Origin of the sequence: Mycolicibacterium gadium, assembly GCF_010728925.1 — a bacterium.
GTDB lineage: Bacteria > Actinomycetota > Actinomycetes > Mycobacteriales > Mycobacteriaceae > Mycobacterium > Mycobacterium gadium.
In genome coordinates this window covers 2,063,061-2,089,189 of record NZ_AP022608.1, presented here as the reverse complement: position 1 = coordinate 2,089,189, position 26,129 = coordinate 2,063,061, and the positions used below count along the sequence as shown (strand labels likewise).

The 26,129-nt window shown below is 63.6% G+C and carries 26 protein-coding genes; 13 read left to right on the top strand and 13 right to left on the bottom strand.

From position 1 onward, the window contains the following. Positions 1-9: 9 nt before the first annotated feature. Genes G6N36_RS10455 through G6N36_RS10440 form a run of 4 tightly spaced genes read right to left on the bottom strand, consistent with a single transcriptional unit; the run spans position 10 to position 3,363 of the window. Positions 10-423 (bottom strand): Zn-ribbon domain-containing OB-fold protein, encoded by a 414-nt coding sequence (locus tag G6N36_RS10455; RefSeq protein ID WP_163686452.1) that lies wholly within the window; start codon positions 421-423, stop codon positions 10-12. Beyond that, positions 423-998 carry an FAS1-like dehydratase domain-containing protein gene (locus G6N36_RS10450; RefSeq protein WP_163690591.1) on the bottom strand — a complete coding sequence of 192 codons (576 nt, stop codon included), beginning with the start codon at positions 996-998 and terminating at the stop codon, positions 423-425. The genes G6N36_RS10455 and G6N36_RS10450 overlap by 1 nt, the downstream gene beginning before the upstream one ends. 14 nt (positions 999-1,012) lie before the next feature. Next, positions 1,013-2,194 carry an acyl-CoA dehydrogenase family protein gene (locus G6N36_RS10445; protein ID WP_163686451.1) on the bottom strand — a complete coding sequence of 394 codons (1,182 nt, stop codon included), beginning with the start codon at positions 2,192-2,194 and terminating at the stop codon, positions 1,013-1,015. Further along, positions 2,194-3,363, bottom strand: coding sequence for a cytochrome P450 (locus G6N36_RS10440; protein ID WP_163690590.1), 1,170 nt, complete (start codon positions 3,361-3,363; stop codon positions 2,194-2,196). Before G6N36_RS10440 ends, G6N36_RS10445 begins: the two co-directional genes overlap by 1 nt. A 280-nt stretch (positions 3,364-3,643) precedes the next feature. Here G6N36_RS10440 and G6N36_RS10435 point away from each other — a divergent pair, with 280 nt between their 5' ends. Next, a complete protein-coding gene (locus tag G6N36_RS10435; RefSeq protein ID WP_163686450.1) occupies positions 3,644-5,095 on the top strand; it encodes an aldehyde dehydrogenase family protein in 1,452 nt (483 codons plus the stop codon). Beyond that, positions 5,092-7,452 (top strand): CaiB/BaiF CoA transferase family protein, encoded by a 2,361-nt coding sequence (locus tag G6N36_RS10430; RefSeq protein WP_163686449.1) that lies wholly within the window; start codon positions 5,092-5,094, stop codon positions 7,450-7,452. Before G6N36_RS10435 ends, G6N36_RS10430 begins: the two co-directional genes overlap by 4 nt. Before the next feature lie 5 nt (positions 7,453-7,457). Here G6N36_RS10430 and G6N36_RS10425 read toward each other — a convergent pair whose 3' ends face one another. From G6N36_RS10425 to G6N36_RS10415, 3 genes are all read right to left on the bottom strand, one after another. Next, complete coding sequence (locus G6N36_RS10425; protein WP_163686448.1) at positions 7,458-7,934, bottom strand: MaoC family dehydratase; 477 nt, start codon at positions 7,932-7,934, stop codon at positions 7,458-7,460. Then, positions 7,931-9,127: an amidohydrolase family protein gene (locus G6N36_RS10420; RefSeq protein WP_163686447.1), complete on the bottom strand. Its 1,197-nt coding sequence runs from the start codon at positions 9,125-9,127 to the stop codon at positions 7,931-7,933. Before G6N36_RS10420 ends, G6N36_RS10425 begins: the two co-directional genes overlap by 4 nt. Positions 9,128-9,217: 90 nt before the next feature. Continuing rightward, positions 9,218-9,853: a cysteine hydrolase family protein gene (locus tag G6N36_RS10415; RefSeq protein WP_163686446.1), complete on the bottom strand. Its 636-nt coding sequence runs from the start codon at positions 9,851-9,853 to the stop codon at positions 9,218-9,220. 50 nt (positions 9,854-9,903) lie between these two features. Between G6N36_RS10415 and G6N36_RS10410 the strand changes: the two genes are divergently transcribed. Then, the gene (locus G6N36_RS10410) at positions 9,904-10,341 is read left to right on the top strand and encodes a nuclear transport factor 2 family protein (protein ID WP_163686445.1); all 438 of its coding nucleotides are present in this window, start codon (positions 9,904-9,906) and stop codon (positions 10,339-10,341) included. On the opposite strand, the gene G6N36_RS10405 is transcribed toward G6N36_RS10410, so the two are convergent. Then, a complete protein-coding gene (locus tag G6N36_RS10405; RefSeq protein WP_163686444.1) occupies positions 10,331-11,230 on the bottom strand; it encodes a TIGR03619 family F420-dependent LLM class oxidoreductase in 900 nt (299 codons plus the stop codon). The genes G6N36_RS10410 and G6N36_RS10405 overlap by 11 nt on opposite strands. A 15-nt stretch (positions 11,231-11,245) precedes the next feature. Continuing rightward, positions 11,246-12,355 carry an acyl-CoA dehydrogenase family protein gene (locus G6N36_RS10400; RefSeq protein WP_163686443.1) on the bottom strand — a complete coding sequence of 370 codons (1,110 nt, stop codon included), beginning with the start codon at positions 12,353-12,355 and terminating at the stop codon, positions 11,246-11,248. Between the two features lie 104 nt (positions 12,356-12,459). On the opposite strand from G6N36_RS10400, the gene G6N36_RS10395 reads away from it, so the two are divergent. The 4 genes from G6N36_RS10395 to G6N36_RS10380 are packed head-to-tail and all read left to right on the top strand — an operon-like array spanning position 12,460 to position 17,369. Continuing rightward, complete coding sequence (locus G6N36_RS10395) at positions 12,460-13,656, top strand: amidohydrolase family protein (RefSeq protein WP_163686442.1); 1,197 nt, start codon at positions 12,460-12,462, stop codon at positions 13,654-13,656. A 7-nt stretch (positions 13,657-13,663) separates the two neighbouring features. Beyond that, complete coding sequence (locus G6N36_RS10390) at positions 13,664-14,638, top strand: acyl-CoA dehydrogenase family protein (RefSeq protein WP_163686441.1); 975 nt, start codon at positions 13,664-13,666, stop codon at positions 14,636-14,638. Next, positions 14,635-15,834, top strand: a complete 1,200-nt coding sequence (locus G6N36_RS10385; protein ID WP_163686440.1) for an acyl-CoA dehydrogenase family protein — start codon at positions 14,635-14,637, stop codon at positions 15,832-15,834. The genes G6N36_RS10390 and G6N36_RS10385 overlap by 4 nt, the downstream gene beginning before the upstream one ends. Continuing rightward, the gene (locus G6N36_RS10380) at positions 15,834-17,369 is read left to right on the top strand and encodes a class I adenylate-forming enzyme family protein (protein ID WP_163686439.1); all 1,536 of its coding nucleotides are present in this window, start codon (positions 15,834-15,836) and stop codon (positions 17,367-17,369) included. The genes G6N36_RS10385 and G6N36_RS10380 overlap by 1 nt, the downstream gene beginning before the upstream one ends. On the opposite strand, the gene G6N36_RS10375 is transcribed toward G6N36_RS10380, so the two are convergent. Beyond that, a complete protein-coding gene (locus G6N36_RS10375) occupies positions 17,366-18,223 on the bottom strand; it encodes a helix-turn-helix domain-containing protein (protein ID WP_163686438.1) in 858 nt (285 codons plus the stop codon). The genes G6N36_RS10380 and G6N36_RS10375 overlap by 4 nt on opposite strands. 91 nt (positions 18,224-18,314) lie before the next feature. On the opposite strand from G6N36_RS10375, the gene G6N36_RS10370 reads away from it, so the two are divergent. The 6 genes from G6N36_RS10370 to G6N36_RS10345 all read left to right on the top strand — a co-directional run bounded on the left by G6N36_RS10370 (position 18,315) and on the right by G6N36_RS10345 (position 23,247). Beyond that, a complete protein-coding gene (locus G6N36_RS10370; RefSeq protein ID WP_163690589.1) occupies positions 18,315-19,358 on the top strand; it encodes a zinc-binding dehydrogenase in 1,044 nt (347 codons plus the stop codon). Next, positions 19,355-19,756 (top strand): nuclear transport factor 2 family protein, encoded by a 402-nt coding sequence (locus G6N36_RS10365; protein ID WP_163686437.1) that lies wholly within the window; start codon positions 19,355-19,357, stop codon positions 19,754-19,756. Before G6N36_RS10370 ends, G6N36_RS10365 begins: the two co-directional genes overlap by 4 nt. Further along, on the top strand, positions 19,753-20,589 hold the full coding sequence (locus G6N36_RS10360) for an SDR family NAD(P)-dependent oxidoreductase (RefSeq protein ID WP_163686436.1): 837 nt from the start codon (positions 19,753-19,755) through the stop codon (positions 20,587-20,589). The genes G6N36_RS10365 and G6N36_RS10360 overlap by 4 nt, the downstream gene beginning before the upstream one ends. Before the next feature lie 8 nt (positions 20,590-20,597). Continuing rightward, positions 20,598-21,554 (top strand): LLM class flavin-dependent oxidoreductase, encoded by a 957-nt coding sequence (locus G6N36_RS10355; protein ID WP_163686435.1) that lies wholly within the window; start codon positions 20,598-20,600, stop codon positions 21,552-21,554. 13 nt (positions 21,555-21,567) lie between these two features. Then, positions 21,568-22,131 (top strand): hypothetical protein, encoded by a 564-nt coding sequence (locus G6N36_RS10350; protein WP_163686434.1) that lies wholly within the window; start codon positions 21,568-21,570, stop codon positions 22,129-22,131. Between the two features lie 189 nt (positions 22,132-22,320). Then, entirely contained in the window at positions 22,321-23,247 is a 927-nt protein-coding gene (locus G6N36_RS10345) for a dihydrodipicolinate reductase (protein WP_163690588.1), read from the top strand. Positions 23,248-23,475: 228 nt separating this feature from the next. On the opposite strand, the gene G6N36_RS10340 is transcribed toward G6N36_RS10345, so the two are convergent. The 3 genes from G6N36_RS10340 to G6N36_RS10330 are packed head-to-tail and all read right to left on the bottom strand — an operon-like array spanning position 23,476 to position 26,079. After that, entirely contained in the window at positions 23,476-24,669 is a 1,194-nt protein-coding gene (locus G6N36_RS10340) for an amidohydrolase family protein (RefSeq protein ID WP_163686433.1), read from the bottom strand. 55 nt (positions 24,670-24,724) lie between these two features. Then, positions 24,725-25,477, bottom strand: coding sequence for an SDR family NAD(P)-dependent oxidoreductase (locus tag G6N36_RS10335; protein ID WP_163686432.1), 753 nt, complete (start codon positions 25,475-25,477; stop codon positions 24,725-24,727). After that, complete coding sequence (locus G6N36_RS10330; RefSeq protein ID WP_163686431.1) at positions 25,474-26,079, bottom strand: SDR family oxidoreductase; 606 nt, start codon at positions 26,077-26,079, stop codon at positions 25,474-25,476. Before G6N36_RS10330 ends, G6N36_RS10335 begins: the two co-directional genes overlap by 4 nt. Positions 26,080-26,129: the final 50 nt, after the last annotated feature.

Below are 26,129 nucleotides of genomic sequence, written 5' to 3'. Positions count from 1 at the left end.
TCGTCTCGGTCAGCCGACGGGCCGGAACTGGTGCAGCGTCAACTCGTCGCCGCTCGGGAGGGCCTCGAAGGTCTCATAAAACGCCTCGACGGGCATTCCAACCTCGATGTCGGCGGGTTCGATCCCGCAGAGGTTCGAGACGATGCGAACGCCTTCGTCGAGCTCGATGAGTGCGACGACATAGGGGTATTCGAGGAACGGCAGCGGCGGATACTTCGGCATGACGAAGCTGTACACCGTGCCTCGGCCTGTCGACACGACGTAATCCCAGTTCAGCGACTGACATTTGCCGCACATCGGCCGCGGCGGCACCCGCAACGTGTTGCAGTCCGTGCAGCGCTGGATGCGAAGCTCGTGCTCCTTCAATCCCGACCAGAAAAACTCCGTGTCGGGACTGACCGAAGGGGCGAGTCTGGTGGCCATCAGTCCCCGGCCGTTCCGGCGGGGGCTCCACCAGTCTTGAAGCGCAGGGTGCGGAACCACTGTCGTCCGATGACTTCGTCGTTCTGATCGCGATAGGTGGTGACCCATGTGACGAAGAAGCCGTTGCCCATCGCGGTCTTCTTCTCGTCCGAGATCGAGTCGAAGACCGTCTCTGCGGTGATCTGGTCTCCGACGCGGGGATAACGTTCGATCTCGAACTCGGAGTTGGTCGCGATGATGCCGGTGTAGCCCGCATCCGAGAGGAACTGCAGCGGATTGGTCTTGATCTCGATCGGCACGCCGCCGCGCTCATGAATGCCCGCGAGTTTCGGCGGTGGCATCGTCCAGCTCTGCAGCATCACGGGCGGGGACACGAGTCCGCCGTAGCGGGAGTTCTCGGCGAACTCCGGATCCAGATAGGCCGGGTTCATGTCATCGAGCGCATAGGCCCAGTGCCGGATCATCGCGGCATTCACCGGATCGGGGGCATGAGACTTTTTGCCGACCCCGTCCGTCGGCGTGCCGATGAGCGCATCGAGGCGCTCCCGTAGTTCGTCCTTGGCGAGTTCGGTCACAGTCACTGTTCCTTTCAGGAGGCTCGCATGTCACGGGGTGCGCGCGGCATCAAGAGTCCGGCCATGGCGATGATGTCGCGTTGCAGTTCGTTGGCGCCGCCACCGAAGGTGTTGATGACGGCAAGCCGGTACGCGCTTTCCAATTCGCCCTTGAGTGGCGCCGACGCCTCCTTGCGCAGGCCCGCCTGGCCCACCACGTCGAGAAGCTCGCGCGCCACCTGCTGGGTGAGCTCGGTGCCGAAAACCTTTGCGGCCGAGGCCTCGCCCATGCCGAGCGCACCGGAACTCATGTTGCTGTTCACTCGCAGGTTGAGCAGCCGGTACGCGGAGACTTGGGCTTCCACCCGGGCCAGTGCTTGTTGCACCCACGGCTGGTCGATCACCAGGCCGTCGTCGAGCTCGGTGGTCTTGGCCCATTCCAGGGTTTTGTTGAACAGCGGCTCGAGTGCGCCGAGATTGCCCAGCGCAGCGCGTTCCAGGTTCAGCTGATTGGTGATCAGCTTCCAGCCTTCGTTCTCACCGAGGACGATCGCGCTCTCGTGCACGCGCACGTCGTCATAGAAGGTGTAGTAGGTCTGCACGCCGGGCATGGTGTTCAGCGGTTTCCAGGAGAACCCAGGCGAGTCGGTGGGCACCATGAAAACCGTGATGCCCTTGTGCTTCTTGGCCTCCGGATCGGTGCGGGCGGCCAGCCAGATGTAGTCGGCGAACTCCGCACCACTGGTGAACATCTTGGATCCGTTGATCACGAAGTGGTCGCCGTCGCGCACCGCCGTGGTCCGCAGCGAGGCGAGATCGCTGCCGGCCCCGGGCTCGGAGTATCCGATTGCGAATTCGACCTCGCCCTTGAGGATCGCGGGCAGAAACTTCTGCTTCTGCTCTTCGGTCCCGTACTGAATCAGGGTGGGACCGACGGTGTTCAGCGTGATCATCGGCAACGGCGCATTTACGCGACGCGCCTCCTCGCCGAAGATGTACTGCTCGAGCGCGGTCAGACCGCTGCCGCCGTACTCGACGGGCCAGGCGACGCCCAGCAGGCCAGCCTCGCCGAGGGCCTGCCGGCACTCGGTCATGGCGTCGCCACCCTCCATGAGCTTGGCGACGGACTTCCGCCGCTCCGGGGTCATCACGGCCTCGAGGCGTTCACGGTATTCCTTGCGGAGCTGTTCCTGCTCGGGCGTGTACTCGAAATCCATCAGACACTCGCTTTCAGACGTACCGGCATCTTCTTCACGCCCGGCACCATCGTGGCCCGCAAGCGGGTCACGTCGCCGGTCAGTTCGATCGTCGGGTAGGTGCCAAGCAGTACTTCGAACATGATCCGTGCCTCGAGGCGTGCCAGTTGTGCACCGAGGCACGCATGCTCTCCTGCGCCGAAGGCGATGTGCGGGTTCGGATTTCGGGTGATGTCGAATTCTTCGCTGGTGGGGCCGAAAATCTCTGCGTCGCGATTGGCCGCGCCGTACAGCATCACGACCTTTTCGCCTGCCCTGATCCGCTGGCCGCGGATTTCGACGTCCTCGGTGGCCTCGCGCGCCATGTGTGTCACGGGGCTGGTGAATCGCAGCATCTCCTCGACGGCCAGCGGCAGCAACTCCGGGTTGGCGCGCAGGAGGGCGAATTGGTCCGGATGATCCAGCAGCGCCTGCGTTCCGAGCGCGATGAGATTGCGGGTGGTCTCGTTGCCCGCCACGAGGAGTAAGAAGGAGAAGTTCAGCAGGTCCGCATCGGTGAGTCGCTCACCGTCGACCTCCGCGGCAGCCAGAATGCTCAGGAGGTCGTCACCGACGACCTCACCGGAACGCCGTGCTTCGATCAGTTTGGTGAAGTACTCGTAGAGCTCCAGCGTCGCAGCCATGGGTTCCATCTCGATATCAGGATCATCGGCTCCGACGGCGGCATCCGACCAAGTCCGGAACTGCTCCCAGTCCTCGGGCGGCGCACCAAGCATCTCGGCAATCAGCCGGGTAGGCAGGGGTGCGGCGATTTCCTCGGCGAACTCGTATTCCCGGGACGTATCGACGTCATCGAGGATGCCCTTGACGATCTCGCGCACTTTCGGCTCCAGCAACGTCACCTGACGGCGAGTGAACCCCGAGTTGATGAGCTTGCGTAGCTGCCGGTGCCGGGGTGGGTCCGTGAAGATGAGGTTGCCTTCTTGGACCGGCTCCGGCTGGCTCGGGTCCGGAATCGTGATGCCCTTGGTTGACGTGAACGTGAGCGGATGACCGGATACGTAGCGGATGTCCTCGTACTTCGTCAGCGCCCAAAAGTTCGTGGCGTCGTTCCAGACGATGGGCGTGCTGCTGCGCAATTCACGGTACGCCGGGTACGGGTCGCCTGCGTAGAAGTCTGGTGAGTGCAAGGGGAGCGTGGACGTCGGTCTGGAGGTGGAGTCAGTGGGCACAGGGGGCCTTCCTCAACACGTGGGCTGATCGGACAGATATTACAAAAATGTCCGACCGCTATCTGTCTACCGCACCGGCGCTGACCATGTCAATTATCGTTAATGCAGTTGAGGCACAGATAACGTTGACGCCATCACCGTCATGGGTGTACACAGGGGAACAATATGTCGGACGGCTCGTGCGCCCCGACGAGGGACCGTGCGTTTCGACGGACTACAGGGAAGGTCTCGTGAACTGATGGCCGAATCGAGCTTCGTCGACAGCTACGACCTGTACATCGACGGCAGTTGGGTCGAGGCGGACGGCGGACGGTACGACGTCCTGAACCCGGCGACCGAGCAGGTGATCGCTTCGGCGCCAGACGCCGGCGTCACTCAGGTCCAACAGGCTATCGGCGCGGCGCGAGGCGCCTTCGAATCGTGGTCGGCGGCCGAACCGGCGGAGCGGTCGCGGTGTCTGCAACAGCTCAGCGATGCGCTGCTGTCCCGCGGCGATGAGATCTACGCGCTGGCACAGGCCGAATGGGGCTGCACAGCAAACGAGCGGCTGATCCATGTGGATGGGCCGGCGTTCATGGTCGGGCACGCCGCAGAGCTGGCAATGGAGCCGGCCGAGGCGCCGATGGATGCCTGGGGCGCGGCAGGTACCACTCTGTTGCGTTACGAGCCCCTCGGTGTGGTGGCGGCGATGACTCCGTGGAACTTTCCGCACACTCTGAATGTGATGAAGCTGGGCGCGGCGCTCGCTGCCGGAAATACGCTGGTGCTCAAGCCGTCCCCGCTCACCCCGTTAGCGGGGTTGGCACTTGCGCGACTGATCGACGACGAGACCGACATCCCGCCCGGCGTCGTCAATGTCGTCACTCCGAGGAGCGTCGAGGCCAGCAGGATATTGACCCTCGACCGGCGGGTCGACATGGTGAGCTTCACCGGTAGTTCGGTCGTCGGCCGGGATGTGATGGCCGGTGCGGCAACGACTATGAAGCGGATTCTGCTCGAGTGCGGTGGCAAGTCGGCCAGTATCCTGCTCGACGACGTCGACCTGACCGATGAGCTGCTCGAACGATTGCTCTTCGAGGGCTGCACCTTGCACGCGGGGCAGGCATGCATCCTCAACAGCCGTCTCTTGGTATCGGACAAGCTGCACGATGACGTCGTCGAACGCCTGGCCGCATTGGCCGGCAATGTCACCGTCGGAGATCCCACCGATCCGGAAGTCGGTATGGGACCGCTGATCAGTCGGGAACATCTCGAGAGGGTTGAGGGTTTCGTCAGACGAGCCGAGAGCGACGGCGCGAAGATCGTTGCCGGCGGCGGGCGTCCGAAGGGTCTCGACCGCGGCTTCTACTTCGAGCCAACCGTCTTGACCGATGCCACCGCCGAGTCGTACATCGCGCAGGAGGAGGTGTTCGGTCCGGTGCTGACCGTGATGCGCTACCGCAACGACGACGAAGCGGTGGCGATTGCCAACAATTCGGCCTACGGCCTCGGCGGTGCGGTGTGGGGAAGCGACGTAGAGCGCGCACTCGGCATTGCGCGACGGATCAGGACCGGGCAGGTCTCGATCAACGGCACAATTCCCGGCGACGCCCCGTTCGGAGGTTTCAAGCAGAGCGGGATCGGGCGTGAAGGCGGCGTCATGGGGCTGCGAGCATACATGGAGCCGAAGGCGATCGGGGTGCCCACGTGACCGGAGCGCTGGCAGGGCTGCGAGTCGTCGAACTCGGAACCGATATCACCGCGCCGTATTGCACGAAGCTACTCGTCGATCTCGGTGCTGATGTCGTCAAGATTGAGCCAGAGTCCGGCGATCCCCTGCGAAGCTGGGGTGCATCCGGTGGGCTGTTCGAATATCTGAACGCCGGAAAGCGCGGACTGACAGTCGATTTCGACTCCGGCGGCGAAGTGCTTCACGATCTGATAGCGCAGGCCGATCTGCTGGTCGAGAACCTGACACCCGGCTCGTCCCTTCGCTGGGACCTCGGAATCGACCGCGACAGCCTGCAACAGATCAATTCGAACCTTGTCGTCGTCCGTGTCTCGGACTATGGACAGGACGGGCCGCGGTGTGACCGCCAGTCCACGCCGCTGACGGTCCAGGCGGCGTCTGGATGGGTGAGCCCTCGTGAGCCCGATCGGCCGCCTGTGCAGGCCGGGGCGCGCATCCCCGAATACATCGCAGGCGGTTACGCCGCTCTCGGCGCGTTGACGGCATTGCGGATCGCCGCAGTCACAGACAGGGTGGTCGAGGTCGACGTGTCGACGTTCGAGGCGCTGTTGTCGACCCTGCCGTATCCGATGCTCATGGCGGCCAAGTTGAAAGGCATGGGTCTACCGCCGAATTCGAAAGCGGCACCGATGCTGGGCATCGTGCGTGCGGCCGACGGCTGGATCGGAATCAACTGTCTCACCGGTCAGCATTGGCTGGATGTGTGCGCGATGGTCGGGCTTCCTGAGTTCGGTGATAAGCAGATCGCCATCATGCTGGGTGGCCCTGAACGCGACGACTTCTTCGCCAAGGCGCAGCCGTTTCTCGACTCGATGAACGTGGCAGACCTGGTGGAGTTGAGTCAGGCGATGCGGATACCTGCGGCGCCCATCAACGACGGCGCGACGATCCTGGACTGCCCGCAGTATCGCGACCGCGGGTTCTTCATCAACAGTGACGCTGCGGGCACACCGTTCTCGCGACCAGGGGCACCATTCCGGTTCTCCAGGACGCCGGTGGACGCTCCGGGGCCTGCGCCGCGGCTGGGCGACGACTCGTCCGCGGACTGGGATACCCGTGCCGAAGGTCCGTCATCCGCCGCTCTCGCTGACCTCGACGCGCCGTTCGCGGGCTTGAAAGTCTTTGACCTGAGTACCTTTTGGTCCGGCGCCTACCTGACGATGTATCTGGGTGCGTTCGGTGCGGACGTTGTCAAGGTCGAATCGATTCAGCGCCCGGACGGACATCGGTATTCGGGCTCGCTGCTACGCAACAGCGATGACTGGTACGAAGTCGGGCCGATGTGGCAGGCCACCAATCTCAACAAGCGCGACATCACCCTCGACCTGACATCGCAGGCCGGCCGCGAACTGGCGCTGCGGCTCGCCGCTGAGGCCGACGTGGTGGTCGAGAACTTCTCACCACGCGTGGTGGAACAGTTCGGACTGGACTACGACTCGCTGGTGAAGGTCAACCCGGATGTGATCATGGTGCGCATGCCCGGGCTCGGGCTCGAGGGTCCATGGCGCGACTACGTCGGCTGGGCACTGAACTTCGAGCAGTTGTCGGGAATGTCGGCCGCCACCGGCTATCCCGACGGCCCGCCGTGCAACCTGCAGGGTCCCGCCGATCCGGTCGTCGGTACGCACGCTACCGCCGCGCTCCTCGCTGCGCTCGAACACAAGCGCAGAACCGGTGAGGGCCAACTCATCGAGGTCGCGCAGATCGAGGTCGGCGCCGTCGTGACGGCGGAACCTGTCATCGAATACTCGTTGACCGGTCGAGTGCCCGAGCGAGAGGGGAACCGGCACCGCAGCTACGCGCAGGGGGTCTACCCGGCGGCCGGCGACGACGAGTGGGTGGCCATCTCGGTGCGCGACGATGCCGACTGGGCCGCGGCGCTCGACGTGATCGGCAGGCCCGAACTCGCCGGCGATCCGCGGTTCGGTACCGCAGCGGCGCGCCTGGCCAACCATGATGCGTTCGACGAGGTCTTGCGGCAGTGGACGACCACGCAGGGTCCGGATGAGGCTTCCGACGAACTGCGGCGCCGCGGTGTGCCTGCAGAGCGATTGCTGACCGGCGACCGCATGTACGACGTCGACCAGCTCGAGGCGCGCGGCTTCTACGAAGAGCTCGAGCACCCGCTCTCCGGCCGTCAGAGGTATCCAGGCTGGCCCTTCCGGATCACACCGGGACCGTCGCGGCATCACCACACGCCGTCACCCACATTGGGTCAGCACAACGACGAGGTCTTCAGGGCAATGGGACTGTCCGACGACGAGATCTCGACGTTGCGTCAAGACCAGGTCATCGGCGAGCGGCTACTCAACTCGTAACGGGCTCAGGCATCGACCATGGCGGCGATGGTGTCCACCACGCATGCCGGACGGTCTGAGCCCTCCACCTCGACGGTGACTCGAACGGTGGCTCGGCCACCCTTGTCGTTGCGCTCGACCTTGATCAGTTCTGCACCGGCACGGATACGCGAGTCGACGGGGACTGGAGCGGGAAAACGAAGCTTGTCGACGCCGTAATTCACTTGCATCGACAGGCCGGTCACCTGGTAGATCTGTTGCACCAGAACAGGAACCAACGACAGCGTCAGATAGCCGTGGGCGATGGTTCTGCCGTACGGTCCTGCTGCCGCTTTCTCGGGATCGACGTGGATCCACTGGTGGTCGCCCGTCGCCTCGGCGAACAAGTCGATCTCGGTCTGCGTGACTGTGCGCCATCCGCTGTAACCGAGATGTTCGCCGACATGTGCTTCGAACCCGTCGATGCCCTCGTAGATCCTCGGGGCGGGCGGCGCCTGCGTCATACGGAGACCTTGGCGAGTCCCAACTGCTTGATCGCGTTGCCGCCCATGATCTTCGCTTTCGCGGTGTCGGACAGGCCTTCCAGCCGGTCGACGAAGCTGAGCGGGTCACCGATGCCCTCGGGGTGCGGGAAGTCGGAGCCGAACATCACGTGGTCCTCACCCATGATCTCGACGATTCCCTTGACGTCGTCCTCGAGGAACGGGTGGATGTAGACGTTGCGTTTGAAGACCTCGACCGGATGCTCGTCGAACTCCTTGGGCATGGTTCGGTAGGCCTTGTCGAGCAACCGCAGCAAGTTTCGCACCCAACCACTGCCGTTCTCCACCACCAGCACCTTGAGATCGGGGAACCGCGACAGCGCACCGTGGCAGATCAGGGCCGCCAGGGTGTCCTCCATGGCGCGGAACCCCATCACCACCTCGCGCAGGGTGCTCGTCTTGAAGGACAGGTATTCGTCGCCGCCCTCCCACTCCATCAGGTGCTTCTGGTAGCCGCTGTCCGAGGCGTGGAAGGTCACCGGGATGTTCGCGTCGACCACCTCCTGCCAGAAGGGATCGAACTCGGGCAGGCCCATGGAGCGCGATCCGCCGAACCGGCTGGGCACTGGTGCCGGGCGCACCAGGAAGGTCTTCATGCCGCGCTCGAGGCACCAACGGAACTCCTTGATCGCCTCGTCGACCAGCGGCAGGCAGATCACCGGCGTGGCGAAGATGCGGTCCTTGTAATTGAAGGTCCAGTGCTCGTGCATCCACTCGTTCAATGCGTGGATGATCGCGTGGGTCAGCACGACGTCATCGGTCGTACGCTCTTCGATGAGGCTTGCGAGGGTGGGGTACATCACGCACTGATCGATGCCGAGCTCGTCCATCAGTTCTAGGCGCGGCCCGGGCTCCTGGTAAGCCGGGATCACATCCATAGCCTCGCCGATGAACTCGCGGAAGTTGAGCCCCTCGGGATTGTTGCCGAGGAAGTAGTCCTCGGCACTGCCCGGCCGCGCGACCCGCTCGAACGTCGGGTTGGGGATCATATGGCTGATGTGGTCTTTGACGACGAGCTTCGGTCGTCCGTTCACCTCGACGTAGCCGACCTTGCCTTTGTGCTCTTTGGGCAGGTATTTCAGCAACGCGTCCTTGGTCTCATACATGTGATTGTCGATGTCGAAGACCGGATACGGCAAGGACCGCGGAGACATGAGGGAACCCTCCTCAGAGCAGCGAATATCAGCGTTTACGCCTGATGAGAACAGACGTTATCACCATCGGCCGACAACATCCAGATCGGGTCAGGATCCGGCGAGCTCCTTCCATGCCGCCACGACCGCGTCGGTCGTGGTCACCGTGGTCAGCAGGGCCAGGGTGTTGTCGATGACCGACTCCGCGTACTCCCGGGGGAACCCGGCCACCGCGTCACGTGGCAGCACGAATTGATAGCTACGGTTGACCGCGTCCATCACGAAGTTCTGAATTGCGATGTTGACCGAAACGCCAACGCCCACAATGGTCTTGATGTTGAGATTGCGTAGCACAGAGTCGAGATCGGTCCCGGTCATCGGCCCGACACCGTGATACCTCGTGAGCTCGATGTCGGTCGGCTGCTGATTGAGTTCGGGAAGCACCGACCCTCCGGGGCTGCCGGGCGTCAAATCGGCCGCGAAGGACCTGCCCGCCATGAACAGCCGGGCGTTCGTGTTGGAACCGCGACCGTCGGGGCGTCGGTGAATCAAGCAGTGGACGACCGCGACACCCGCGCCACGCGCGGCGTCGAGAAGCTTGGAGATGTTCGGGACTGCCTCGCGCTGCGCCTCCTCGGCGAGCATGGGAAGGCCGGCCTGCGGACCGATCACACCGCCCTGGCATTCCTGCGTGACGAGGGCGGTCGTCTCCGGGGCGATCAGGTCGAGCAGTTTGGGTTGCGGCATGAGAACAGACGTTATCGTGTGGCGCAGCGTCAATTCCAGAGGAGAACGAGATGCAGGGTTGGGAGATCGACGTCCGCGAACAGGTGCGGCAGACGTTATCGGACTACACCGCCGCGACCGATCGCTTCGACCTGCACGCGCTGGCAGGCTGCTTCGCGCCGGACGGTGTTCTCGAGTTCACCGGTGGCGATGAACCACTGAAAGGTCCTGCGGCGATCGAAGCGGGCCTTGGCTCGGCGATGGCCAGGAATCCGGATCCGCACAGGCAGGCGCCGACGCATGTGCGCCATCACGTTTCGAGCATCCGGTTCGGATCGGTGGCCTCCGACCGAGTGGAGGTCAGCAGCTATTTCGCCGTCCACACCGACGTCGGACTCGACCACTGGGGGCGATACCGAGACGTTCTCGTCGAGACAGATGGGCGATGGCTGTTCGCTCATCGCCGAATAACCGTGGACGCGTTCGCTGCATCCAGTCTCATGCGATGAACTCCTCGGCAAACGCGTGTGCGTGATCGACGGCCTCCGCCCGCGTGTCTGCTTGGGGGGCGATCGTCAGCCACGTCACGCCCATGCCTTCGAGCTTCGCGATCGTGGCGTGTCGCTCATCGGCGGACTTGGTCTCGTCGAGCAGGTTGCCCGCGGAGAAGCAGATGTCCAGTGGCTCAGTCCGGCCGACCTCCGCGGCGTACTTTGTGGCCCACGCGATGGCCGATTCCAACTCGTCGAGTGTCGAGATCTCGGCTGTCCGCGACGCCGCCGCATAACCGAAAGTGTTGAACGGCGCCCAGCCTTGCGCTCGAGTGACTGCACGACGGACTGCGGGCTTGCTGTTGCCGCCGACCCAAATGGGCGGGCGAGCCGCAGGTAAGGGGAAGAGCCGCACTCCTCGCGCAGAGAATGAGCTGCCCTCGTAGGCCACATCATCGCCGGTGAGCAACTTGTCGAGGACGTCCAGTGCCTCGTCGAGTAGAGCTCCGCGACTATCGAAATCGATTCCCAGCGCTTTGAATTCGGGCTTGAGATAGCCCGCGGCGGTGCCCAGGATCAGCCTGCCGCCGGAGAGTACGGCGAGACTCTGAATCGACTTTGCGCCGAGGAACGGGTTGCGATAGGCCGCGATGTAGACGTTGGTCAACAACTTGACCTCGGTGGTGGCCGCGGCGGCGAACGACAAGGCGACGAACGGGTCAAGAGCATGATGACCGCCGTGGTCCAGCCATTTCGCATCGGGAGCCGGATGATCGGTGACGTGTACCGCGCGGAAGCCGCTCGCCTCGGCGGAACGGGCGATTTCTGAGATCGCTTCGGCGGAGACGAACTCCGATACCGCGTCCACTCGGTGAGTGGGTAGTTCTAGGGAGAACGAGATGGTCACGGTGGTCCTTCCGGGTCAGTGGCTTGATGATGTGACGAGGCGCGCCAGTCGCTCGGCGTGGAAGTCGGGACTGCCGAGCATCAGCTGGGTGGCTTTTGCTCGGCGAACATAGAGGTGCGCGTCGTGCTCCCAAGTGAATCCGATTCCACCGTGTGTGCGCATACTGTCCAGGGCGACCTGCATAAAGGCTTCTGAGCAAGCCATTTTCGCCACCGATGCGGCTATCGGTAAATCGTCTTCGTCGGCAGCAGCGGCTGCATGAACGGCCGCGGAACGCGCACCTTCGACGAGGATGAGCATGTCGGCGCAACGATGTTTGACGGCCTGAAAGCTACCGATGGCGCGACCGAACTGGATGCGTTCCCTGGCATAGTCGACAGCCATGTGGAGGCATCGTTGCGCCGCGCCGACCTGCTCAGCGGCCAGCGCGACGACGGCGAGGTCATAGGTGCGTGCCAAGACACCTGCTGCTGCGCCGTCGTCGCCGATGAGGCGCGCGTCGACATCGTCGAGGCTGATCCTGGCGAGCTTTCGGGTGCGGTCCAGAGTGGCCAAAGGCTGGCGCGTCAGCCCTTTGGCGTCGCCGGCAACGGCCAATAAGGAAATCCCGGATCCGCTGGCAGCCGCGACCAGTAGGAGGTCTGCGGTGTGGCCGTCGAGCACCAGAGCGGCGTCCCCGGACACGCGGAAACAGTCGCCGCCGCGTTGTGCCGTCAGCGTCACAGCCGCCGGATCCCAGGCTTCAAGCCGGTCGTTGAGAACGAGCGTCGCGGTGCGCGTGCCGTCGACGAGCGAGGGCAAAAACTCGTTCGATGCTTGCTCGTCGTCGCTGGCGACGATCGCCGGGATAGCCATCGCGACGGTGGAGAAGAACGGAGAGCACAGCAGTGCTGCGCCCATCTCCTCGAACACGACGGCAAGCTCGCGGAGCCCTGCACCGGCGCCCCCGTAGCGCTCGGGGACTGCGATGCCGTGCAGTCCGAGTTGCTCGGCCATCTTGCGCCATACGACCTCGTCATAACCGTTGTCGGTGGCCATGAGCTCGCGTACCCGGCTGCTGGGCGAGTTGGCTTGCAGAAACTCCCGAACTGCCGCTCGGAGGTCGTCGGCCTCACTTGCCGCCACGCGCACCCTCCTGCCGTTCCGACCCCGGGATGGGCATTCCCGGACGAGGATAGTATCTTTTTCTAAATGAGAGAATATGCATTCTCGCACGAAGGAGGAGCGCGATGACGACGAGACTCGACTACGGGATCTTCGATTGCGACACGCACTGCTATGAGACGCGAGATGCGTTTACCCGCCACCTTCCCAAGGAATTTCACGATCGGGCGATCACCACGGTGCGCGGAGCAGACGGCGTCGAGGTGATCCTTGCCGGGCGTCGCGTCGCGACATTCAACAGCGAGGGGGGTTTGGGGCTCGACGTCGCGTACCGTCCGGGATCGCTGAAAGAGATGCTCAAGCAGATGGGATCGGGTAATCCCGAGGAATCGTATGAACCGCAGCCCATGCAACCCGAGTACATCGAGCGCTCGGCACGCATTGCGGTGATGGAGAAGCAGAACGTCGAGCGGATGGTCATCTATCCGAGCGGGATGGCACTTGCCGCGGAGCACTATGTCGACGACACCGCCGCGCTGTATGCGAACCTCAGGTCGTTCAATCGGTGGTTCGACGAGGAGTGGGGCTTCAATCACGAGGATCGGCTCTACGCCACAGGGCTGCTTTCGCTCCGCGACCTGGACTCCGCTGTCGCCGAAACGGAGGCGCTCATCGCGCAGGGTGCGAAGTTCGTCCTGCTGCCAACCGGGCCGGCGTACGGTCGTTCCCCCGGCGACCCGTACTTCGATCCGATCTACTCTCGCCTGGAGGAGGCCGGCTGCGTTCTGGTGTTCCACATCATGCCGTTCTGGTACTTCGATGCGATTTCACCTGCATGGGGGCACAGTGCCGATCCGGCCTCATGGCACATGTCGGCGTGGCAGTGGATGAACATTTACGGCCAGCGTCCGATCGAAGACACTCTTTCGGCGCTCATCTTCGACAACTTGTTCGGCCGCTTCCCGGGGCTGAATGTGCTTGTTGCCGAACACGGCGCCGAATGGGTGCCGTTCTTCACCAAGCACATGGACAAGAGTCGGGGCATGGGCCGAAATGGTCCGTGGATCGGCGGGAAACTCACAGAACGTCCCTCGACGATCTTCCGGGAGCACGTTCGGGTGGTGCCATATCCCGAGGACGACATCCCGGCGATCGTCGCAGCCATGGGTTACGACGACTGTCTCGTGATGGGCTCGGATTATCCCCACGCCGAGGGTCTGGCCGAACCGGCTGACTTCGTCAAGCTGCTCGATCCGCTCGACGACGCCGCCAAGAAGCGGATCATGCGCGACAACGCCGATCACCTGCTGAGTCGGGGCTAGCCGCGGTATGGCTGACGAGGGCTCGGCGGATGTCGACCTCGATTTGTTGCGGGAGTCAGCGCATGAATTCCTGACCGGAAGGGTTGTGCAGGACTCCGTCAAGGAGCTCGCGGCGATGGACTGGACCGGTCTGCTCGTCGAGGAGAACCTCGGTGGCAGCGGATGGCGTCCGGTTGAGGCAACCGTGATTGCCGAGGAACTCGGTCGCGTGCAGAACTCATCGACGTGGTTCGGTTGTGTGCTGGCTGCGGCGGCGTTCGCGTCCGCACCGGACGATGTGCGTGACCGGTGGCTGCCCGCCATGCTCGACGGAACCGCGAGCGCAGGCTGCGCGCTGTCCGGTGACACCGTCAGGGTCGCATCCGGCGACGCGATCGACATTCTGGTCACGCTGGGGCGCAATGGCGTCCACCTGTTCGAGCTATCCGACGCGATGACGCGAAGTCTCGACGACGAGCTGTTGGACATCGACCGTGCAGCATGGCGAGTCGACGTCTCCGCGGCGGACAGCGTGCTGATCGGAGGGCCCGAGCGGGCGGACCAATTGCTCGCGATGGCCAGGATCCTGCTGAGCGCCGACTCGCTGGGAGCGTTCTCGGCCACCTTCGAGCGACTCGTCTCCTACCTCAAAGAACGCATCGCGTTCGGAGTGCCGATCGCCAGTTTCCAAGCGGTGCAACACCGGTTGGTCGATCTGCTGGTGTTCGAAGCCAAAGCGCGAGCAGTCATCATGAAAGCCGCCCGAGCATTGCTCTCCGAGGACGCCGCGGCGGACGCTGTCGCGTTGTCCACCGCAGCCCACGCCTTCGTCACCGCAAAGGCAACCGCCGCCGTCGACGAGTGCATGCAACTGTCGGGCGGCATCGGATTCACCTGGGAGTACCCCTTGCATCACGAACTGCGCCGGGTGTTCACCAACGCCTATCTGCTCGGAACTGCTCGTGCCAGTCGCGCACTGCTCGCCGACGAGGCCGGCTGGTGAGTGCCCCAGGCGCCAGGCCAAGCGATGCGCAGCTGGCCGAATTCAGAGACAGGGTCAGGGCGCACATCGCTGACCACGCACCACCGTTCGACGCCAGAGAGGGGCGACGCGCGCCCGAAAATGCCGAGCAGGAAGCACAACTGCGCAGATGGTTCGCCACACTGTTCGACGCCGGCTTCGTCGGCGCCGACTGGCCCGTCGAGCACGGTGGACGCGCCGACCACCATCCGCTGCATGACCGCGTCCTCAGTGAAGAGATCCTGCGCGCCCGCGCACCGCGTCCGGTCGACCAGGTCAACCTCGCGGCTCATGTGCTACTGCACTTCGGGTCCGACGAGCAGAAGAGAACGCTGCTCCCGCCGATCCGGCGTAGCGAACATGTGTGGTGTCAGTTGCTCAGTGAGCCCGACGCCGGCAGCGACATCGCCAATGTCCGGACCAGGGGAGTGCAGCAGGACGACGAAACGTGGGTCATCGACGGCCAGAAGACGTGGATCACCGACGGGCACTGGGCGGATATGGGTCTTGCCCTCGTCCGGACTGACCCTACATCGACGCGTCACCACGGCTTGTCCGCATTTGTCGTCCCGTTGTCAGCGGTCGGCGTCGAGGTCCGTCCGATCCGGACGATCAACGAGGCGATCGAGGTGAACGAGGTCTTTCTCGACGGTGTCACGCTGCCTGCAGACAGCCTGATCGGTGAAGTCGGCCAAGGGTGGTCGATCATCATGGCGGGACTGGACTTCGAACGTTTCGGGATCGGCGGAAACGTGATCCTGCTTGAGCTGCTGATCGACGATCTCGTCACGGTGGTGCGCCACGCCGCGCTGGACGGGAGGCCGGCCTTCGAGCATGAGGACATCCGCCAGAAGGTGGCCGAATTGGCCGTCGAGGTCGAGGTGGCGAAGTCGTTCATCGACGACCATGTCGAACGTCTCACCGTCGGGGCCGAGCAACCGGGCGATGGCTCCATCGCCAAGCTGAGCTTTGCCGAGACGTACCACCGAGTTTCGGCATACGGTGCCGAACTCGCGCCGATGGTCTGTACCGTGGCAGCCGATCCGAGCGTCGAGGAGGCGAAGCAGCGTCTGCGAGAATGCTGGTTGTGGTCGCGTGCGTATACGGTGTCCGGCGGAAGCAATGAAATGATGCGCAATATTCTGGCCAAACGGCGGCTCTTGCTGCCTATGCGCTGATGTCCGGAACGTACTGGAGCCTGGTCGAAGAAGCGGCTGCGACACACCCCGAGCGCATCGTTCTCGTCGATGACTTCGGTCGCAGCTTGACGAACGCGCAGCTGCGCGATGCGGCCGCCAGTACCGCAGCTGCTTTCGCCGAACGCGGAATCGTCGACGGGTCGGTGGTGTCCTGGCAACTACCGACCACGCTCGAGACGATGGTGGTCATGGTGGCGCTGACGCGCCTCGGGGCCGTGCAGAATCCCATCCTGCCCATCTGGCGGGAGAGCGAAGTCCGTTTCGTGACAGCACAACTCGGTACCGAGGTGATCATCGTTCCCGGAGTGTGGCGCGGTTTCGATCACGTCGCGCTTGCCGACGAGCTGGCACGAGATCAGCCGATGACAATCATCGTGGCCGATCACGGCGCCCCGGTCACGGCTGGCCTTCGCCTTCCCGCCGGGGATCCGGCGTCGCTACCGGCGCCGCCGACGGAGGCGACATTGCCGCGGTGGGTTTACTACTCGTCGGGCACCACCGCGGCGCCGAAGGGCGTGCGGCATTGCGACCGTTCGGTGATCGCCGGGTCGTCTGGTGTGGTGGGGATGATCGGTGCCTCCAGTAACGACGTCAATCCGATCGCGTTCCCGGTGTCGCACATCGGGGGTGCGGCGATGTTGGCGGCCAGCCTGCTCACCGGCATGCGGCTGGTGTTGTTCGACGCGTTCGATCCGGTGCTCACACCCAAGGCGATCGCTGGACACCGGCCCACGATGCTCGGCTCGGCCACCCCGTTCTTCGTCGCCTTCATGGCGGCACAAAGAGAACACGGCGCCGACCCACTCTTTCCCGATCTGCGCGGTTGTGTCGGGGGCGGCGCGCCGATTACCGCGGAGTTGGGGCGACAAGTGCGGGAGACGCTTTCGGTTGCAGGGGTGGCCAATGCGTGGGGGCTGACCGAATTTCCGGTCGTCACGTCGCCGCCGCCGGACGGACCACCCGAAGTGCTCGACCACACGGTCGGCCGTCCAGTCCCCGGGGTGACGGTCCGCGTCGTCGATGACAACGAGCGCGAGGTCGGCCCGGGAGAGGAAGGCGAGCTGCGACTCAAGGGGCCGCAGTGCTTTCTGGGTTACGTCGATGAGACCCTGAACGCCGATGCGTTCGACGCCGACGGGTGGTTCCGCAGCGGCGACCGGGGGCGCATCGACCCCGACGGCAACGTTGTCGTGACGGGCCGGATCAAGGACGCCATCATTCGCAATGCGGAGAACATCTCGGCACTGGAGGTCGAGGGAGTGCTGGCGAAGCATCCGGCGGTCGCAGACGTCGCTGTGATCGGTGTGCCCGATTCTCTTACGGGAGAACGCGTTTGTGCCGTTGTCGTCGCTGCGCCCGGCGGTGACGTCACAGTGGGCGCACTGGCGGAGCACTGTGCAGCACAGGGCTTGAGCCGTCACAAATCTCCGGAGCGTCTCGAGCTGGTGGACGAATTGCCGCGAAACCTCACCGGTAAGGTGCTGAAGAACGAGCTACGTGCACGGTTCGCCTAGCCCGTGAGCAATTCGATCTCGCGAAGCAGAGGCTCTGCCGCGGAACGGATTTCTTTCATCGTCATCGCCCGCACTGGGTGAATTCCGAGCACCAGTTGAATATGGCCGTTCTTGTCGAGGACGGGAGCGGAAATGGTGGCTACGGGGCGAGGCGCGCGGGGATCGTCATCTGAAGTCAGTGCCGCTGAGGTGAATTCGAGCCGCAGCTGGTCAATGATCGAACGCATATTGACAGGCAGGGCATGTTCGGACAGCGATCCGATGGCGTGTGCTGCCTGCGCAAGTGCGGGTGTCATCGAGTCGATGTCATAGCCGCGCTTGCGGGTCTGGGCCAGCACATCCTGCAGTTGCCGGATCAGATCGGCGTCATCTGTTGCGGCACGCTGAATCCACGCGCCCTGCGCGACTGGGGTGTCCCACGCCGCGAAAGCGACGCCGAACGGCGCGGTATACGGAATGCGTTCGTGCGGTGCCGGGATCGCGCCGCCCTTCGGCTGCTCGAACGCCGTGATGACGAGATCATCTCCCGCACGCTCGATGACCGAAGCCGGGACGTCCACCGCGATGGCGAGCCGGCGTGCCGCATCGCGCGCCAGATGGGTCACCGGTCGCATAGTGGCGAGACGCCCGGCAATCAGTGACAGCGCCGGGCCGAGGCTGAACGTTTTGGCTGCAGGATCTCGACTGATCCACCCGCGATCGGCCAGGGTCTTGAGGATTGCGTGCGCGGTGGCCTGGGATAGCTCGAGTTCACGAACCACATCCGAAAATCGCAGTTGCTGGTTCTCCGGGTGGCTGAGCAACTCGATGACGTCGAGAACCCGTTCAGTCGGTGCCGAACCCGCTCCGCGCAACCTTGACTCCTCGGTGGACGGCTTCTACCGTCATCTCAGTAATTCGAGAATAATATCTCGAATAATAGAGAAACGAGAAGCCTTGCGCGCTGTGGTGTTGAGAGGCGGCCGGCTGCACGTTCGTGAAACCGCCGATCCCGTTCCCGGACAGGGTGAGTTGCTGCTGAAGACGCTCAGCACCGCGATCTGCGCTTCCGACGTGCATTTCATGGACCATCCAGAACTCGCGATCGACGACCCGACGGGGCGATCCCTGTACGACGAGCAGCGCGACATCGTCATGGGGCACGAGTTCGTCGGTGAGGTGATCGGTCACGGACCCGGGTGTAGCGATGCGTTTCCTATCGGTTCGCGTGTCACGTCGATGCCGATCCGGCTGGTCGACGGAGGCGCCGGAGGTCTGCGCATCATCGGTCAGCATCCCGAAGCCCAGGGCAGCTTCGGTGAGCTTCTCGTGGTGCCCGAGGCGACGGCGAAGGTCGTCGACGGATCCGTGTCCATCGACGCCATCGCAGTCGTCGACGCCTTCGCCGTCGGTGAGTTCTACGTCCGCGCCTCCCGACTCGAACCCGGCGAAGTCCCCATCGTGATCGGAGCGGGGGCGATCGGCCTGTCCGCGGTTGCGGCGCTGTCCGCCCGCGGAATCGAGCCGATCATCGTCTCCGATTTCCAGGAAGATCGCCGCGAACTGGCCGCGGCGAGCTTTGGCGCCCATGTCATGGTCGACCCCGCACAGCGCTCGGTGTTCGATGTGTTTCGCGAGGTGCGTGCCGAACGTCATCTGGGTGGCTCGGCGGTGGTCTTTGAATGCGTTGGTGCATCAGGGCTCATCGATTCGATCGTCAAGGAAGCGGAGTTCTCTTCGCGGATCTACTGCGCCGGTGGCTGGTACACCGGTGACACCCTCGACATCACCGAGGCCACCCGCAACGGGCTGACGCTCCAATTCGGAGGCGGACCGATGCCGCAGGATTGGTACGGCGTCCTGGATGCTGTGGCCGAAGGGCGGCTCGACCCGTTGCCCAGCATCGGTCGGATCATCGGGCTGGACGACGTGCCCGATGCGCTGGAGCAGGCTCGAAGATCTGAGGGGCCCCCTCGGATCGTCATCCATCCGAACGGAGATGTCGCATGACCGACCGCGAGGAACTGGTCGATCTGACGATCCGCTACGCCACCGCAATCGACAGACAGCAATACCACCTGCTGTCGACGGTTTTCACCTCCGATGCCGAGGTGGACTACGGCGAGGTCGGCCATTGGACCGGCGGTGCTCAAGTCGCCGAGTTCATGGCGGCGGTCCACGTCGGGGCTGCCCACACCATGCACCGGATGACCAACCAGGCGATCGATATCGACGGTGATGCTGCCGAACTGCGGACGTACGTCGATGCCTTGATCTTGGCCGAGGACGGCTCGGGCGCCAATCCCGTTGGCTACTACGACGATTACGCTGTGCGCACCGTCGACGGCTGGCGAATCGCGCGCCGCACGTACACCTCGGTGCGGCTCGTCGGGGTGTCAGCTCAATGACCGATGACTTCGCGACCAAGTACGGGCCCTGGGCGATCGTCGTCGGCGCGTCCGATGGCGTCGGGGCCTTGTTCGCGGAGCGAATCGCGTCCGAAGGCGTCAACGTGGTGCTGGTCGCTCGTCGTCAACATGTGCTCGAGGAGGTGGCCGAGGGCATCCGCGCGCGCACCAAGGCTCAGACCAGGACGCTGCCCGTGGACCTCACCGACGCTGACGCATCTAAGACGATCATCGACGCCACAGCTGATATCGACGTCGGCATGTTGGTCTATTGCGCAGGCGGCGATCCGAATTATCAATCCTTCCTTGCCAACCCGGTGTCTGCCGCTGAATCCCTGCTGCAACGCAACTGTCTCGTACTCATGCGGCTGTGTCACCACTTCGCCGGTCCCATGGTCGAGCGGGGTCGCGGCGGCATCGTTAACTTCACGTCGGGGGCTGCGTTGGCCGGTGGCCGAAACATGGTGGCTTACGGCGGAACCAAGGCCTTCGACATGGTATTCACCGAGGGGTTGTGGGTCGAGCTGCATGACAAGGGGGTGGATGTCCTCGGGCTTGTCCTCGGCATGACCGACACGCCTGCGCTTCGCAAGTTGGAGTACGAGCGCGGGCGTCTGGCATCTGTCGATGAGGTGCCCAAGGGTGCGGTCACCGCAGCAAGTGTCGTTGACGAGGCGTTCGCCAATCTTGGCAACGGACCGACTGTCGCGACCGGTGACGACATCCGCATGGCCTTTGAACTCTTCAAGTCCATGTCACGCAACGAGGTGGTCCAACTGATCATGCAGATGAGCACCGAAGTCATGGGTACCGACGAACGTCCGGGGAGTTAGCCGTCCAAATGTTCACCCTTCGTTTCGACATGCGGGCACCCTCGATCGGTGCACCACCGACGGAGCTGTACAGGGCGGCCTGCGAGATGTCGGCATGGGCCGAAACTCGCGGGTGCGTTGCCGCGGTGTTGTGCGAACATCATTGCGCTGACGACGGTTATCTGCCGTCGCCGCTGCTCCTGGGCGCGGCGATTGCCGCGCGCACGGAGCAACTGATGCTGAACCTGGTGATCCTGCTGCCCTTTTACGATCCCGCCCGTCTGGCAGAGGATATGGCGGTCTTGGACCACATCAGCGCGGGCCGGGCCACCTACGTGTTCGGAATCGGCTACCGGGCCGAGGAATACGCCCACTTTGGTCTCTCCCTCTCCGATCGCGGCCGTCTCGCCGATGAGAAGCTCGGGCTCTTGCGTCGGCTGCTCGCCGGTGAGGAGGTCGTTCACGAGGGCCGGCGAATGAAGGTGACGCCGCAGCCGCGCACACCAGATGGTCCGATGATGAGCTGGGGCGGGGCGAGCCTCGCCGCCGCGCGCCGCGCGGGACGCAACGGTCTTGGCCTATTGGCCAACGGAGGCGTTCCGGGAATGCAAGAAGCTTATGACAAAGCATGTCGGGACAACGGCTTTGAGCCCGGGTTCGTGCTGATCCCCGAGCGTGATGCTGCAACCAACTGCTTTGTCGCCGAGGATGTCGACGCGGCGTGGGACGAGATCGGTAAGTACTTGCTGCATGATGCGATGGCCTACTCGGAATGGAATCCCGACAACACCGTTTCAGCCAATATCACCACCGCAAAGACCGTCGATGAACTGCGGTACGAATCGACGTCCCACGTGATACTGCCAGTCGATGAAGCGCGAAAGCGCCTCGCGGCCGGTGAGGTGTTCAACATCAATCCGCTGTGCGGCGGAATACCGCCAGAGATCGCGTGGCGGTACCTGAAGACGTTCGTTGGGCTGGTCTAGTGGAGAGGAAGTCATGAGCAGCGATCGCGTGACCTTGAACGAAGAGATCGCCTTCCAGAAATGGGAGGGTTATGCGAAACCCATCGACCGTGGCCGCCACGTCAATTTTGGTGAGAAGTTCGTCTTTGCGCCCGATTACGTGATGATGAGTCCACATTTCAACGACGGCGTGCCCCAGACGGCGGCGGAGATGTTCTCCGATGAAGTGGCCGCGGCCATGGCCGAGTATGCGCCGGACGGCGACATGCTCACCTCGGAGTGGCGTATGTGGTGGAAACACATGCCGGACTACCGTCTGGTTAGTCCGTTCGAATGTGTAGCCGGCGATTGGGGCTTTCTATCCTGCGACACCTACGCGGGGACGCTCGCCGACGGCACGGTGTTGACACTGCGCGAGTGGGACTACATCTGGATCAACGAAGAGGGCCAGGTCACGCGGTGGGACTGGTTTGTCGACCCCGACAAGTGGGAGCAGTTGCTTTCGCTCGTCGGACTCGAAGCGAAGGGGTTGACGAGTCAGCAGTACACCGTCAACTTCCTACGCGAAGGGGCAGTAGAGACACACAGCGGGAGTTGAACAGTGACAATCGAATCGGGTTCGTCCCGACCGTATCGGGTCGTCCATGTCGGAACCGGTTTGACAGGGCGGGAGGCCCTGCGGGCGACAATCAATGACCCGGCGCTGGAACTCGTCGGAGTCAAGGTGTCGACGCCCGACAAGGTTGGTGTGGACGCGGGTCGACTCGTCGACACTGCGGATGTTGGAATCGCGGCGACCGATGACCTCGATGTCATCCTAGCTTTGGAGCCTGACTGCATTCTGTACTGTTCCACTGCCGTCCGTCGCGAGGCCGAAGCTATCGCGGACATCGTCGCCTACCTCCAGGGCGGGATCAACGTCGTGACGATCTCGACGATACCGATGGTCTATCCGCCGGCTGCGCCACCCGAATGGCGTGCTGCCGTGGAAGCCGCAGCGGCGAAGGGCAAATCGACGTTTTACGCGACCGGCGCGGAGCCGGGCTTCATCAGTCTGAACATCCCCACCGCGCTACTTGCGGGTGCCGGCACCATCGACTCATACCGGATGGACGAATACGCGATCAACCTGGATAAGGCTTATCCGATCTGGGATGTGCTGCACGAATCGATGGGGTTCGGAAAACCGGAAGGGCACGTGCCCGCTCGAATCGCATCGGGAAAGGTGAACCACGATTGGGAAACCGTGGTGCGCTATATAGCCGACATCCTCGGGTTGGAACTCGACGGTGTCGAATTGGACTGGGAAACATTGCTCGCACCAACGGACCTCAAGACCGCGCTGGGCGTGATCCCGGAGGGGACGATTTGCGCGCACCGTTGGCAGCTTGCCGGTGTCGTCGATGGGCGGAAGGCGGTCGCGGTTCAGTATTTCGCGACGGTGAGTTCGACACCCTGGCCGGAACGCTGGCCACGGCCTTCGAGACAGGACCAAGGCGGCATGGTCTTCCGTGTCGAGGGCCGGCCGAGTATGAGCATGGAACTGTACATGGAGCAGTCGGCCTCAGATCGGGTCAACCCGGGCGTGGCCGTCACGGCGCTGGCTGCGGTGAATGCGATACCCGAAGTCGTCGACGCACCTGCTGGGTTGATCTCGCGTCCGTTGGCGGGCCCCTCCATCGTCAGCAGACAATCGAGGACCACACGTCGGTAGGCAACTTGCCACCGTTCTCGACCATCCCGATACGCAATAGATGACCTGGGCGGGGGATTGAGCCGCCAATTCGAAGCGTCACCGTCTCCAAGGCGGATATACCTTTGGTGCCAACCTCTGAGCGACTAAGTCGCTCAACTACCAAGGCACGGACGGTCGCAGTTGAGCGACATTGTCGCTCCGAGGTCGGCACGTGAGACATGTCCCGGGCAGGTGCCGGCGCACGAGTCAGATCCCGATCAGCTCTTTGAGATTGCCGCCCATCACCCGTGCGGTGGTGTCAGCCGGTAGGCCGCTCAGCTCCTTGACGAAGTCGACGGGTTCGGCGAGACCTTCGGGGTGTGGGTAATCCGAACCGAACATCACGCGGTCCGCGCCGAGAAGCTCGACGAGATGGGACATGTCCTCCTCGTGGAACGGATTGATCCAGACGTGCCTGCGGAAGACGTCACTGGGATGTTCGCTGAAGTCGTACGGCCTCTTGCGGTAAACGCGATCGAAGACGTCCAACAAGCGGTGCGCCCATGAGCCACCGTTCTCGACCACCCCGATGCGCGCTCCGGGAAAGCGCTCGAACACTCCGTGAGCGATGAACGCAGCGAGAGTATCGAAGATATTTCGGCTCTCCTCGTAGATGAAACCCCGCAGCTTGCTCAGCGCGAATCCGTTGAACTCCGCAGCGTCCTCCCAGTCGTCGATGTAGCGCTCATAGCCGGAGTCCGAATTGTGCATCTGTACCGAGATGCCCGACGACTCGACCAGCCGCCAGAAGTCGTCGAATTCGGGCAATGCTGCCGAACGGGAGGTGCCGTCCGCTCGCGGGACGGGTGCCGGTCGGATCAGAACCGTTCTGGCGCCGTTCTCCAGACACCATTCGAGCTCCTGCACGCCGAGTGCGGGATCGTTCAGCGAGATCGCCGGCACTGGGAAAATCCGGTTGTGATAGTTGAAGGTCCAGTCGTCGAGCAGCCACCGGTTGAAGGCATGGGTGACGGCGTGAGTCAGCTCGGTGTCGGACTTGATTCGCTCCTCCAGCATGCCCGCCGTGGTCGGGAACATCACGGCGCCGTCGACCCCCTGGCGGTCCATCAACGCCAGGCGCAGGTCGGGACGGCGGAACTCGTCGGGACAGCGGATGGGCTCGGCCAGCTCGCGCAGCGTCTTGCCCTCGGGATTTATGCCCCGGAAGTAGTCGGCCCATGCCCCAGGTGTGGGAATCACCTCGTACGTCGGATTGGGGATCGTCTCGGTGATCGTGCCGAGGATCTGCAGCTTTTTACGACCCTTGACGTCGATGAACTTCAGCGCCTCGGAGTACTTCTCCGGCAGGTAGCGGGTGTACGCGTCGATGGTCTCGTACATGTGATTGTCGGCATCCCAGACCTCGAATGCTCTTCCCTCGGTCACCAGCGCCTCCAACATGCTTGAGAATGTTGATTCTCAACATAGCAAACGGTGGTATCCGTTGAATACTGGGTCAGAGATTCATGAAGTGCCCACCGTCGACACCAAGGGTCTGACCGGTGATGTATCGCGAGGAGGGTCCCACGAGGAAGGCGATGGCCGACCCGATATCGCGCTCCGGATCGCCGATCCGGCCGAGCGGGACTCTGCGGGACAAACGCTCCTCCATCGCGGGATCCGCTTCGATCGCGGCCGTCATCGCCGGTGAATAAGCAAGCGGTGAAACCACATTGACGGTGATCGCATGGGGTGCCCACTCACGTGCGAGGCTCTTGGCGAAACCCCGGAGCGCGCCCTTCATGGTGGCGTAGAGCGGCAGCGTCGCGCTGCCTTCGATGCCCGCCGGTGAGGTGAACACCAGGAATGTGCCACCACGAGCCTTGAGCGCATCGAATGCCGCGGCCGCGCAGTGGCGTGCCCCGCCGACCGACACGGAGTAGTGGTCGTCGAACAGCTGCCGGTCCACGTCGGCCAGTTGATGCGGCTGGCTGGACCTATTGCTCGTCGCGTTGTGCACCACCGCATCCAGCCGTCCGCTGGATGACAGCGCTGTGTCGACCGCCGCAGCGACGTCGTCAGGCGCGGTGACGTCGCAGCGGGTCCAGGTGGCGCGGTGTCCCATGGACACGATCTCGGCTGCGACACCGGTATCGGAGCGCGAGGCCACGATCACGTGTGCGCCTGCAGTCCCCAGGGCCATCGCGATACCGCGTCCCACCCCTGCGCCTGACCCGGTCACCAAAACGGTGTGACCGTCGAGACTCACGGCAACATCACCGACCCTCCGTCGACGACGACTGTCGCACCGGCGACATGCGCGACATCGCTGCGTAGCAGAAACTTCGCGGTCTCGACGAGCGAATGAACGAGGGTGGGGTCGTCCGCCACAGCTGCGTTCGTCAGGTGGCCCTCGGATTCAGACAGGGCCTCGGCGAAGACTCGTATCGGCGCAGCGATGAGGTTCACCACGACGCCGTCGCGACCCCACTGACGCGCGGCCGATTTGGCCATGGCGCGGATTCCCTCGACGGCTGTGGTGTACGGCACGAGGCCGGCCGCTCCGGCAATCCCTACCGTCGGCACGACGAGGACGATGCGGCCACCTCGGCTCGCTAGCGCGGAATGGGCTGATTGCAGTGTGACGAGGGCTTTCCACATGGTCTCGCCCACACGGATGTCCCATTCGGCCGAACTCACCGCCGCGGTGTCCTGAAGGCGCGGCGCCGGTTCGGTGCCGACAGTGATCACAACCGAATTGACGTCGGACGCGGACAGAGTGTCGGGTTCGCCCAATGCGGCGCCGAGCCCGTCGGCAAGTGCGCTCGCCACACCCCCGACTGTGCCGATCACGATGACTTTGTCCGCCATGGTTGGAAGTATCACCGGCCGAAGAGTCTGCGGCGGCACATTGATAACAT